This is a genomic window from Anabaena sp. FACHB-83 (genome assembly GCF_014697485.1).
GTDB lineage: Bacteria > Cyanobacteriota > Cyanobacteriia > Cyanobacteriales > Nostocaceae > Nostoc_B.
The window spans coordinates 1-12,756 of sequence record NZ_JACJRY010000011.1 but is presented as its reverse complement, the minus strand read 5'-3'; the positions used below and the strand labels follow the sequence as shown (position 1 = coordinate 12,756).

Annotated in this window: 8 protein-coding genes; 1 reads left to right on the top strand and 7 read right to left on the bottom strand. The window is 36.8% G+C overall.

Going from position 1 to position 12,756, the window contains the following annotated elements:
• Nucleotides 1-38: 38 nt before the first annotated feature.
• The 6 genes from cas10d to cas3 form a co-directional block, all read right to left on the bottom strand.
• On the bottom strand, nucleotides 39-3,359 hold the full coding sequence (cas10d, locus tag H6G79_RS15045) for a type I-D CRISPR-associated protein Cas10d/Csc3 (RefSeq protein WP_190590157.1): 3,321 nt from the start codon (nucleotides 3,357-3,359) through the stop codon (nucleotides 39-41).
• The gene (locus H6G79_RS15040; protein ID WP_190590158.1) at nucleotides 3,352-3,795 is read right to left on the bottom strand and encodes a type VII toxin-antitoxin system HepT family RNase toxin; all 444 of its coding nucleotides are present in this window, start codon (nucleotides 3,793-3,795) and stop codon (nucleotides 3,352-3,354) included. Before H6G79_RS15040 ends, cas10d begins: the two co-directional genes overlap by 8 nt.
• Entirely contained in the window at nucleotides 3,792-4,244 is a 453-nt protein-coding gene (locus H6G79_RS15035; protein ID WP_190590159.1) for a type VII toxin-antitoxin system MntA family adenylyltransferase antitoxin, read from the bottom strand. Before H6G79_RS15035 ends, H6G79_RS15040 begins: the two co-directional genes overlap by 4 nt.
• Before the next feature lie 58 nt (nucleotides 4,245-4,302).
• Nucleotides 4,303-5,322, bottom strand: coding sequence for a YhcG family protein (locus tag H6G79_RS15030; protein ID WP_190590160.1), 1,020 nt, complete (start codon nucleotides 5,320-5,322; stop codon nucleotides 4,303-4,305).
• A gap of 234 nt (nucleotides 5,323-5,556) precedes the next feature.
• Complete coding sequence (locus H6G79_RS15025; protein WP_190590161.1) at nucleotides 5,557-5,763, bottom strand: hypothetical protein; 207 nt, start codon at nucleotides 5,761-5,763, stop codon at nucleotides 5,557-5,559.
• 316 nt (nucleotides 5,764-6,079) lie between these two features.
• Nucleotides 6,080-8,257, bottom strand: a complete 2,178-nt coding sequence (gene cas3 / locus H6G79_RS15020) for a type I-D CRISPR-associated helicase Cas3' (RefSeq protein ID WP_190590162.1) — start codon at nucleotides 8,255-8,257, stop codon at nucleotides 6,080-6,082.
• A 96-nt stretch (nucleotides 8,258-8,353) separates the two neighbouring features.
• On the opposite strand from cas3, the gene H6G79_RS15015 reads away from it, so the two are divergent.
• A complete protein-coding gene (locus tag H6G79_RS15015) occupies nucleotides 8,354-9,220 on the top strand; it encodes a YafY family protein (RefSeq protein ID WP_190590163.1) in 867 nt (288 codons plus the stop codon).
• A 12-nt stretch (nucleotides 9,221-9,232) separates the two neighbouring features.
• Here the strand turns inward: H6G79_RS15015 and H6G79_RS15010 are convergent.
• The coding region (locus H6G79_RS15010) for a hypothetical protein (RefSeq protein WP_191049360.1) at nucleotides 9,233-12,756 on the bottom strand (3,524 nt) is incomplete at its 5' end.

The window sequence follows — 12,756 nt, the reverse complement described above, 5'->3', positions numbered from 1 at the left end:
GATTGATGTTTCTAAACAGAATTAGGGGAAATTAATGATTACTCATTATCATCATTTGATTCAGCAGCCTTGTCATCTCTTGCTGCATTTTCTTTGTCGTCTTCTAGGCGATATAAAAATTCACAGGTGTCTCGAATTAAGTTGAGTTGTCGTCCTGCTAAACGAGCGCGATCGCCTGCAAAAGATTTCTCAAATACCTCCTCTACAAAATACCGTGCAAAATCTAAAACTGCTTGCCGTTCTTCCTCCCGTTTACTCATCACCCAGCGTCCCTCAGCAGTAGAGGAATGAACGCGATCCATGAGTTTAAAAACTTCTGCTGCTACTGCTGCAACTAAGGTTTCTCCATGAAACACACTTAACTCAGCTTTGAGTATAGTGTCAGCTGCAATATCAATCGGTTTTAACACAGCATTAGCTTTGGGATTATAACGCTTATTTGCTCGATAAAAACGGCGATAAAGTTCAGTTAATTTTTTAGGATGATTGAGACTTGATTCTTCTCCCACAATTAATTCCTCTTGGATATGTTCAAATTTTGCATAAGTGTCAAAACAAGGGTAAAAGTGATATGTATAAAGCCGAATTTTTTCAATTCTGGCTGTTTCGATTCCTTGGTTACGCACCCAACGATTGAGGTAAGAAAAGACGTACAAAGGACTAGTTTCAAAATCCTTTGCCAATTCCGTAAATCTTCCCCAGTTGGCATCATAACCAGACTTTCCTTGTCGCGCATTCACATCTAAATGAATGGCGTAGGCGGCGGTAAGCACATTTAACGGTGCGGGGTATTGAGTACCGTTGTCATGCCAACCTTCAAGGATGTAGTCTAGACGGAAGCGATCGCGTCTTACTAATGCACGAAAAGCATGAGGCGCACTGTCAAGAAAAACGCTTTCCTCAAATTCAGCACCATCATTAAACGGTGGAATTGGCGACTCAGAAACCACAGTTTTAACATCTAAAATCATCGGAAAAGCAAATGCTAACCAAGTAGGCATTACCCAAGATTCGGTATCGGTACTGTCTCGTCCTGGCGGCAGTGCCATGAAGTAAAATGTTAAAGGTTGGTCTTCAGGATAAGACAGTTTAAATGTGCGGTCTTTTTCTGACTGTAGATTTTCATCAATGAGGAAAGTATCAACACTTTGGTATTTTTCTCGCTGCAAGTTCGCTTGTAAATCTTTACTGATAAAATGATTGCGGATACTCGTATCAAAACGAGTTTGAGCAATTCCTGTATAAGCTTTTTGTAAAAACTTATTGGTTTCTGGCGTGAAGTAATAAGTTGGATAAAAGTAGAGATAGCGATATTTGCCGTCTTCAAATTTTTTCCCTACTGCTTGGGTTTGATTCATCAAAATCTGCCGCAGCATCATTTCAATTGCTGCAATGCTTGAAATATTACGTTTAGCATTTGAGCCTCCTAAATGCTGTTTGTTAGTATAAACTTGGGGAGTAAAAAGAACGGCTGACTCCATTTGTTCGGTTACTGTGTAGGCAGAGTGAGAAATTGAGCAAATGAGTTGTCGTCCACGACTAGCTTTTTTCGCAGCGTTGTAATTAGCTAATTCTTTAAAAAATATTTCGGCTTGATCATTAGCTGATTTTTGTTGCGTTTCTGTTGGCAGCATAATGACGCGATCGCACCAATCTCTTAAATCTTTCCATTCATCAGGCAGAGTGTATTGATTAATGATTGGTTCAATAATTTCCATCCAGTGATTAACCAGACTTTGAGAAATTTCTCGAACTTCTTCTTGTCCTGGATTATGTTTCAGGTATTGTGCTGCAATATAATACCAGTCATAAGCAATGCCTCCTGTATCTTTAAGTTGTTGAAGTCCAGTAATTTCAGATTTATGTTCAGATAAACCCAGAAAATCGACAGCTATATCCGTAAGATTGATAGTTGGAATGGGAGGGAGTTCTTTGTTATTTTTAATTACAGCTTTAACTCTTTCTAGATACTCTTTCCAAAACTTTCCAGTAATTAAAGCTCCTAATTCAGCTAAATGATCGATACGAATATCTTCCGCGAAATCAATCTCAATATTCTTATCTAAAACACCTTTACGCTGAAATTGAGCTAAATTATTACCTTTATCTGCGGCTTTGCTAGTTTTGACTTTGCTTGGCACTGCATCGACAGTAAACTGCATTAAACCTTTGATGTCGAGGAAGAGATTATAATAATCAGCATATTTCATCCCAATATTTCCTCGACTGAAGCCAACTTTTCTAAGTTGCAGTTGGTTAGCACAGAGTTTTTTGATGGTATTGATAACGCGATCACTTAATCCTTTTCTATTAATTGCTGGCGCATCTTTTTTCGCTAAATAAATTACTCCTGTGGGTAAATAAAGCAGTATTTCATAGTAGGTTTCATTTTCAGTATTAAGGCTAGTGTGTGCTTCCATCAAGGCATTATTAACAACATTAGTTAAAACACCTCTATTTTCAGCAATGCTATGATAAGTAAGTTTTAATTGTCCATCACTTAAAAAGTGGAGAATTTCTTTGAGTTTAGTATGTTCAGCATCTTGGGGATGTTTAACAATTGAGGCGAGAGAATCAGCTAAACAAGTTAAGCCAGATAAGCTACGTAGGGTGCGATCGCGCAATACTGGATTCAACCCAAATTCCGAAAAGTTCCAGTTAGTATCCCAGCGACTTTGTGCATTATAAGCCATGCACAATAAATCATCAATATACTCTTGATAATCTTCTAAATTATCAGGATTAATAAACTTATTGAGTCCTAACTGAATAACTTTTTCCGCAATAATTTGACGATGTTCTGTTAACGGTAACTTGCGGCAATCATTCGGCACATCAGGAAACTTTTCAAAGTCATGTAAAATAAATCCAGAAATTACCAAACGACGTTCTCGTTCTTTAACAACTCGCCGGACTGTTGTATCAAGTTGCTGTAAACGTCTCTCAATTAAATTAGCAGGGAATAATCCATTAAGTAAATGTGTATTCAGTGATTGATCTGCTGCATTATCTCGCCTAACTTTAGTTTTACCCTCCGCTTCTCGTTTTTGGTCAATTTCATCAAAATACTTACCACCTTTCGCAGTCACACCAATTGCTATGCGTAACAAATTTGGTAAAACATATTCAGCAAAATCAGCCATTACTTGATCATCAGGATTTTGAGCTTGAATTGCTTCCCGTAGTAGCTTGAGTGTGAGTAATTCACCTTCAGTTTCGATAGTCCGATCGCCATCACTATCAAAGCCAAAATCACCCGATAACCAATCATCATCTGATACTTCAGAATTTGCAGCATTTTCTGTTTCTAACAGTGATAATTGTTGATGCTCCTCTGAAATTTTACTTTTTTTAGCCATCTTCTTGACTCAATGAAATTAAATAAGAGTTAACTTGACGCACATAAAGCGGATATAGTCGTAATGCAAAACTTATAGAGTTAAAAACTTGTTGCGGATCTATTTCGTCATATTCATGCACCAGGCGATTTCTTAATCCTGATGATGGTGCTATTTGTCTGGCTAATTCGGGAGTAATTACACCATATTTACCAAGGCTAATAAAAGAATTAAAGTTAGTTTCTGACTTTCCTGGATTGAGCTTTGATAATATGTGGTCGTTGATATCTATTGCTGCTTGAGCCATTAATTGCAAAAGTCTCTCTGTAATTAGTTGACTATCAAAGTCAAGCAGGTAATCATCTAAACTAGTTTGCTCAAATCTTTTGAGATTATCAAGATAACGAGCAATCAAATCCAATCTAGTTGTGACAATCCCAGTATCTATCTTGGTCATACACCCCATCTTTGAAGAAATTGTTCAATATTTTGTCGTTTAGTATTTTCTATTTTTTTAAGCTCTGAATTACTCAGTAGCATTCTCTGTTTAAATTTTTCAAATTCCTCTGGATTATCCTCATACAAAAGCTTGCCATCACGAGCAATAAAATGTGATATTAGTGCAGAGCATTGATTCAGGTCTACAACGTCAATTTGATCAGAATTTATTTTGAACATTTCGCCAATAAATATAGGTAATTCAAACCAACGGAAACCATTATCTTTTACATAAGCCTCACGTTGTTCTTGATCACACAAAACTGCAAAATCCCAGTCACTTTTCGCGTGGGTGTTACCAGTAGCTCTAGAACCAAATAAAACCAACATTTTTAAGTAAGGAATTTTTTCTGGTATTTGTAATGCCAGTTCTTGCAATTCTGCAATTGTCGGAGTGTTGTTTTCCATCTGATAATTCTCCAGTCGGCTAAATAGTCGCTGATATTCATTTACTCACTCTCTAATTCTATTCAAATCCTTCTAGCAATTTTGCAACTTGCTCTGGAGCGGGAAGCTGGTTTTTTAAGTCTTGAGGCAATGCGGAAAATACTTTATAAGTCGCTACACCAATTGGTTTATTTGATTCTCTCAGTGCATATTCAACAATGGTTTTGTTCTTAGATTTACAAAGAATAATTCCAATTGAGAGATTTTCATCTGGAAGTCGAGATAAATCATCCAATACAGCTAAATAAAACTGCATTTTGCCTACGTATTCAGGTAAAAATTCTCCGGTTTTTAATTCAACTGCAACTAAACACTTCAATTGACGGTGATAAAGTAATAAATCAATAAAAAATTCCTGATCACCAATTTCTAAGCGATACTGGCTACCAACAAAGGTAAACCTGCCACCCATTTCTTGTAAAAATGGTTCAACTCTTGCCAAAATTGCTTGTTCTAGTTGCCGTTCGCTATGTTCATCTGCCAATTCCAAAAAATCAAAAGTATATTCATCTTTAACCGCTAATTTTAATTGATTACGAATCTCTGCTGGCACATTTTGGTCAAAGTTGGTTTGATTTAGCAGAGTTTTTTCATAAGTTTGATTTTCAATTTGATGAATCAAAACATTTTTTGTCCAGCCAAATTTGCGAGTCATTCTAATATAAAATTCTCGCTCTAGGTCATCTTTGCACTTCTCTAAAATGACTATATTGTGAGTCCATCCAATTTCTCGCACCATTGGTGCGAGTTTTTCATTTTTGGCGTAAGTTTCGTAAAAAAGTCTCATCCGCCAAAGGTTAGCAGTAGAAAATCCACTAATTCCCGCAAACTCTGTCTGTAAGTCTTTTGCTAACTGTTCCACTACCGATTTACCCCAACTAGCTCCCTGTTGTCGGGTAACAATCATCTGCCCAATATCCCAATAGAGGGCAATAAGTTCTTTATTTACTGCCTTCAGTGCTTCATACTGTGCAGAACGAATGCGCTGTTTTACTTCCACTAGCAAATTTCTGTAATCGTCTGAAATTGGGTTACTCATATTTGTTGATGGTTTTTTTAGAAAACAGGAGAAGCCATTTTAGAACTAACTGCCTTAAGATTTTCCTGTAGAAGAGACTTGTACCCAGCTAGTTGCTACAAGTTGTCCTTGATAGTTTAGGGGGTTGAGACTAATTACATCTGAACTTAATGCCGCAAGCTACTGATAAGCTTCCCTCTGTTACAAAAAATTATCGATTTAACTAGGAAATTACCTGCATAGGGTTAATTTCGGTTAAAATTGTGGCAATCGATACCTATGTTTGAGACCTACTCTCTCTCTGATAATTGGAAAACCTTTTTTGTCACGGGCTTTATCTACAGCATCTCCAAAACGCCAACCAACTTTATCGGCTTGAGCTAATTCGTCACCCCAGTGCCATTGACCATCAGACAAGACTTCAATTAAGAGATCAACTTTGGTCTTTTTCCTATTTCGCATCTTTAATATCCTTCAAGAAAGTTTATATGCAACTCACTAGATGTGATAGTTCGTTTAACTACTAACCTTGATGAGTACATACTCAGAAACTAACTTAAGCGATAGCCGATTGCAAGCCAATAAGTGTCAGAGATATTTAACTAGTCAAATACGTCAGAACTTTAAATACTCATCTATCTGCTACTCTTAGATCAGATGGAGACTCACCTCTACTAAAGGTTGAGATGACGAATCCCTATCAGGGATTGAAACAAATATGTCTGAACTTACTGGCGTAAGCTTTTTCTCCGTCACATCCCTATCAGGGATTGAAACCTCAAGCAATCCATGTTTCATCTCCTTTGCTTTTGAAGGTGTAAGCTAACGTATCTAATAACAATGCAGAGTGACCGAAAGCGATCGCATACGGTGCGTTAGTATCATGAAAGCTATACTGATCGCTAATTGGATAAATCTGAAAGTGCATCGGTAGCCGCAACCGCATCCGTACTTCCGCCACAGGACGGCGAATGACGTAAGAAACTAAACCTTCCTGTTTCAGTTTTTTGTTAATTGCACCAATCCAGTAGTTTTCCGGCTGCCAAATTTCTACACCCTTTAAAACCTGAACTTTCCACGCATCAGCAATTGGTTCCAAGTTGCTAGAGTAGGTAAACTTCCAGTTCAGCCGTTCCTCTCGGTAGGAACGCAACTTCATAAATGCTAGACAGTGACGAAATCTACCTTTAGCTATGGGTTGTCCGGTGCGTGCTGCCGTTTCTTTGAGTGTCCGTATAAAATCTGCTTCCGTCCAGACTTCAATTTCTAAATTGCCCAAAATGCCGGGTAAATCATAGGTTTTAAATTTTTCTGCCTCATTTTCTTCTTTTTCATCATACAAACCACATTGCAAAGGACTCGAACCGCGAAAACTAGCAGCATCATCAGCAATGGGATTTCCTGATTTACCTCCCATTTCCTGCCACTCTTTCAACCATCGTTTGATACTACCTGCGTGACACTTTAGCTTAGTCTCAAAAACTTGTTCACAGGTTTGAGTAAATGCTTCTAAACTACCTGCATACTGTTGTTTAATAGTCTTGTCATTCAGTTCCCAACATAGTTTCACTGACTGCACTGCACCCCAACGTTTATAATAGCCTTGAAAATCGTTTATTTTGCGATATTGCTTTCTAATGATGTTTTGAAAAGAAGGGCGATCACAAATACTATTGACTTCTAAAGGTGGTGTCTCTCCTTGAAATAAACGCTCGACCAAGAAGTTAGGTACTAAAGCCAAGGCTGTAAAGTTTTGAAACTTAATTTCTTCACCATCTTTTTCATAGCAGTCATGCCTACCTAAGCGTCCCAAGCGTTGAATAAAACTACCAGAATCAGAAGATTCAAAAACTAGAAAATTGATTTTAAAATCAACTCCTACGTCGATTGTGCTAGTACCAATAAGTAAATCTGCTTTTAATGAATCCTCTCTCTGAGTTTTACTTGATAGCCCTGTATTTTCCTCTAATGTTAAATCGTGAGCCTGGAAAATAGGCTTTAAAAATTCTTTAATTCGTTTAACTGCTGCGATGGAGTTGAGAATAATTGCTCCTTTACTTCCTGGATATTTCTGAAAATGTCCCAACATCAGATTACTATTTTCCTTCAACCAAGTTTCCGATGCTTTAAAACTCGGTTCTAAAGAAATAAAATTCAGTGAAATTGTCCGCGCAACTTGTCGCCATCCTTCGGCTTTAAGTTGCTGTTCTTGTTCTGGGGTATCAGGAAATTGATATTTATTTTGCTCAATAGGGTTGATTTCTTGACAACGAAATCCTGCTGTTTTCAATTTACCAATTAAATTATTATCTGGTGTAGCAGAAAGAAACAGGAATTTCTTCCGGCGATTTGTCCAGCGAATTAATAACATAGTGTTAATCACACTAGCTATTTGTGGTGCAGCAAAAACATGAAATTCATCAAAAATGAACAAATCAAAATTTTTGTCTATGTTTACCCAGAGTTTATCGGGACTATCACCACGAATTATATAAGCCCCTCTATGTAAATAATGAAAAATATCTGGGTTGGTCAATAATACTTCTCTTTGGCTAGTGAGAGTAGTAATTGCTGCACTTTTTTTCAATCCTTCATTTTCAGCATAAATTTCTAAATCAGCGCCACTTAATCGCACTACACGCGGATTATCTCTAGGTTGAAATTCTGTAATATATCCTTGAATTTGTGTTTCTTGGTCACGCGCTAGTTCGTTGGTTGGGTAAAGTCCAATAGCGGAAAATTCGCCTTGGAGAACTTCTAAATATGCAGCCAAGCTTTTACCATCGCCTGTCATTGCGGTGTTAAAAACCACATCAATATTAGGGTCACGTAACGCTTCTAATGTTGCTGCTTGATGCCAAGATAGTGACCAATTGTTTGGTAGTTGCACTCCGTTAGGTGTAGGAACGGTTTGCGAATAAACGGGTTTGAGAGTAATTTTGTAACTTTCGGACATAAACTTAAATAGTGTCCGTAACTGGTTGTTAAAAACTATATTGGCACGCAAAATAGAAGTTGACAAGATATGTCCGCATAAAAGTGTCCGTATAAAATGAGTCGTAAAGGTCAATCGATAACTCTGTCTCTGGGAGAACGGGATAAAGCTGAGTTAGAAAACTTAGCGTTGGAATTTGGTATGATGTGGGGCGATCGCCCGAACATCTCCAAATTAATAGAAGCGATCGCTCGTCATCAATTAACCATTGGTAAAAATCACGACTGGTCAGAATCGCGTATCCGTGCGCTTGACCGGGCGATGCGAGTATTAGCAGACGTTGGACAAAATGAGCAAGCGCAGATAATTGCAAAATTATTACTCGAACGTAGCGAACTACCAATACCTCTACGCAACGACATCGAAAGTTTTTTAGGGAACTTACCCCCGCAGTGGCGTTTAGAAATAGACCGTTACATCCTACGCCAGCAACCTTTTCAACTTAGTTATCAAGATGCTAGACATCACGTCTGGAATTTTACTGTCCGTTACGCCAAAGTTGTCCCACACGAAAAGCGTCAATATCTTGATTGCTGGTGTGAAGAGACTGAGGGTAACTTGGATGTGGCAGAATTACAGCACAATTGGAGTTTACGTTTAGACCGTATTCAAGATGCTGCGGTTTTACCTGTTACTGGTGAATGGCGTTCTGGTTTAGCAGAGATAGACGTAGAAATGTATCTCTTTGCAGGTTTAGCCTTTGCATATCAACCCAAACCAGAAGACAAAATCAATGAATGGCTACCAGATACCCAAAAAGTGCGGCGAGTTGTTAGGCGTGTTTCTAGTACATTTTGGTTTATTCGAGAAGTAATGCAATATACACCAGATTGTGTGATTATAGCGCCAGAAAATGTGCGATCGCTCATCAAAGAAAAACTCAAAACTCTTTGTCAGCATTATGAATTAAACATTGATTCCTGATATGAGATAAATTTACCAAGGTAAACGCCCGGAATAATTATTTCCTCGGCGTTCTCTTTCTATATCCAAACGCTGTTTTAGCATCTTGTATATTTCGCGTGCAAGAGTATCTAAGTTTTTCGATTCATCTTCTGAAGTAGAATCTTCGTTAGTTAATGAATTACTATTATCTTGTTGAACAGAATCGACTGAGTTGAATGTTTCATAACTAGCTTGGATAAATTGCATAGAATTTTCATTGTTAGGAAAATCATTACCTATACTTCTAATTTGTTTTACAGCTTTTGGCTTATTGTAAGATTGGTTATTTTCTCTGAGCGTTTGTATAATAGTTTTTGGACTAATACTATTAACTTGAATTTCATCAAATAATTCAGCAATATTTGACCATGAATTTGGTATATCTTGTGATGATTTTTTTTGAATATTGTAAGTAGGATTATGAGATTGAGAAAGAGTCTGAGTAACTTTTGGTGAATTTTTTTTATCTTTGGTCGGAGACGATGTAGATTTCGATAATTGAGAAAGTGGAGAAAAAATCGAGATATTTTTTAAAGCTTTAGGCAATTGAGGAATTTCTGTTTTACTTAAGATATTCTCTGCTGATGCTGATGTAATTTTTAGATTATTATTTTTTAAATTACTGTCTATTTTTGGCTGAATAATTTCTGAATCTGTACTAGTATTTGCAGGTGCAATCTGTTTTTGATTTGATGCAGTTAGTGAGTGTTCAATTTCCTCAACAACTGATTGAAGAGAGACCGAATTATCACTATCTGTTTTTGGTTGAATAATTGGTGATTCTGTATCAGTATTAGAAGGTGTAATCGCTTTTTCACTTAACGTAGTTCGTGAGTCGTCAGTTTCTATTATCTCTGATGGAAGATAAACCGAATTATTACTATCTATTTTTGCTTGAATAACTGGTGATTCTGTAGCAGTATGAGAAGGTGCGATCGCTTTTTCATTTAACTCAGTTCGTGAGTTGTCAATTTCTGGTATCTCTGGTTGAGGAGAGACAGAATTACTACTATCTAATTTTGCTTGAATAATATCTGATTCTGTAACAGTATTAGAAGATGCGATCACTGTTTGCTTTAACTCAGTTTGTGAAGAGTCAATTTCTGATATTTCTGGTTGAGGAGAAGCAGAATTATTACTATCTATTTTTGCTTGAATAATGTTCGATTCTCTACCAAGATTAGAAGGTGCGATCGCTTTTTCATTGAATTCAGTTTGTGAATAGTCAGGTTCTACTATCTCTGGTTGGAGAGAAGCAGAATCATGACTATCTAATTTCGTTTGAATAATTTGTGATTCTGTAGCAGCATTGAAAGGTGCGATCGCTTTTTTATTTAACGTAGTTTGTGAGTCGTCATTTTCTACTATCTCCGGTTGAGGAGAGACAGAATTATTACTATCTATTTTTGCTTGAATAATTGGTGATTTTGTACCAGTATTGGAAGGTGCGATCGCAGTTTGCTTTAACTCAGTTTGTGAATGTTCAACTTCTAATATCTCTGGTTGATAAGAAGCAGAATTATCACTATCTAATTTTGCTTGAATAATTGGTGATTCTTTAGCATTGTTAGAAGGTGCGATCGCCTGTTGTTTTAACTCAGTTTGTGAATGTTCAATTCCTACTATCTCTGATTGAGTAAAAGCAGAATTATTACTATCTAATTTTGTTTGAATAATATCTGATTTTGTACCAGTATTAGATAGTGCGATCTCTTGTTCATTTACCTCAGTTCTTGAGTAGTCATTTTCTACTATCTCTGATGGAAGAGAAACCAAATTATCACTATCTAGTTTTGCTTGAATAACTGGTGATTCTGTAGCAGTATGAGAAGGTGTGATCGCTTGTTCTTTTAACTCAGTTCGTGAGTTGTCAATTTCTGGTATCTCTGGTTGAGGAGAAGCGGAACTATTATTATCTATTTTTGCTTGAATAATATCTGATTCTGTAACAGTATTAGAAGATGTGATCGCTTTTTCATTGAACTCAGTTTGTGAATATTCATTTTCTACTATCTCTGATTGAGGATAGACAGAATTATTACTATCTAGTTTTGGTTGAATAATGTTTGATTCTGTACCAGTATTAGAAGGTGCGATCGCTTTTTTATTTGACTCAGTTTGTGAGTAGTCAGGTTCTACTATCTCTGGTTGGAGAGAAGCAGAATCATGACTATCTAATTTCGCTTGAATAATTGGTGATTCTGTATCAGTGTTAGAAGGTGCGATCGTTGTTTGCTTTAACTCAGTGAGTGAGTTGTCAAATTCTACTATCTCTGGTTGAGTAGAAACAGAATTATTACTATCTAATTTTGTTTGAATAACTGGTGATTTTGTACCAAGATTGGAAGGTGCGATCGCTTTTTCGTTTAACTCAGTTCGTGAATGATCAATTTCTAAAATCTCTGCTTGATGATATGCAGAATTATTACTATCTAATTTTGGTTTAATGACTGGTAATGCTGTACCAAGATTATTTGGTGCGATCGCTGTTGGGTTTAACTCAATGCGTGAGTCGTCAATTTCTACTATCTCTGATTGAGGAGAGATAGAATCATGACTATCTAATTTCGCTTGAATAATTGGTGATTCTGTAGCAGTGTTTGAAGGTGCGATCGCTTTTTCGTTTAACTCAGTTCGTGAGTGGTCAAGTTCTACTATCTCTGGTTGAGGAGATACAGAATCATCACTATCTAATGTTGGTTGAATAATATCTGATTCTGTAGCAGTGTTAGAAGGTGCGATCGCTGTTTGCTTTAACTCAGTGAGTGAGTTGTCAAATTCTACTATCTCTGGTTGAGTAGAAACAGAATTATTACTATCTAATTTTGGTTGAATAACTGGTGATTCTGTAGCAGTATTAGGTGGTGCGATCGCTTTTTCATTTATCTCAGTTTGTGAGTGGACATTTTCTACTATTTCTGCTTGAAGAGAGACAGAATTATGACTATCTAATTTTGGTTGAATAACTGGTGATTCTGTAGCAGTATTAGATGGTGCGATCGCTTTTTCATTTATCTCAGTTTGTGAGTGGACATTTTCTACTATTTCTGCTTGAAGAGAGACAGAATTATGACTATCTAATTTTGGTTGAATAACTGGTGATTCTGTAGCAGTATTGAAAGGTGCGATCGCTTTTTTATTTGACTCAGTTTGTGAGTAGTCAGGTTCTACTATCTCTGGTTGGAGAGAAGCAGAATCATGACTATCTAATTTTGCTTGAATAATCTCTGACTTTGTACCAGTGTTGGAAGGTGCGATCGCTTTTTTATTGAACTCAGTTTGTGAGTCGTCAGTTTCTACTATCTTTGGTTGAGTAGAAGCAGAACTATTACTATCTATTTTTGCTTGAATAACGGGTGATTCTCTAACAGTATTAGAAGGTGCGATCGCTTTTTTATTGAACTCAGTTCTTGAGTAGTCATTTTCCACTATCTCTGATGGAAGAGAAACCAAATTATCACTATCTAATTTTGCTTGAATAATTGGTGATTCTGTACCAGTGTTAGAAGGTGCGA

Bases quoted from the DNA above. Each gene is read 5' to 3' on its own strand.
- H6G79_RS15025 (WP_190590161.1), bottom strand. From the start codon at position 5,763: ATGCGAAATAGGAAAAAGACCAAAGTTGATCTCTTAATTGAAGTCTTG.
- cas10d (WP_190590157.1), bottom strand. From the start codon at position 3,359: ATGGCTAAAAAAAGTAAAATTTCAGAGGAGCATCAACAATTATCACTG.
- cas3 (WP_190590162.1), bottom strand. From the start codon at position 8,257: ATGTCCGAAAGTTACAAAATTACTCTCAAACCCGTTTATTCGCAAACC.
- H6G79_RS15015 (WP_190590163.1), top strand. From the start codon at position 8,354: ATGAGTCGTAAAGGTCAATCGATAACTCTGTCTCTGGGAGAACGGGAT.
- H6G79_RS15035 (WP_190590159.1), bottom strand. From the start codon at position 4,244: ATGGAAAACAACACTCCGACAATTGCAGAATTGCAAGAACTGGCATTA.
- H6G79_RS15030 (WP_190590160.1), bottom strand. From the start codon at position 5,322: ATGAGTAACCCAATTTCAGACGATTACAGAAATTTGCTAGTGGAAGTA.
- H6G79_RS15040 (WP_190590158.1), bottom strand. From the start codon at position 3,795: ATGACCAAGATAGATACTGGGATTGTCACAACTAGATTGGATTTGATT.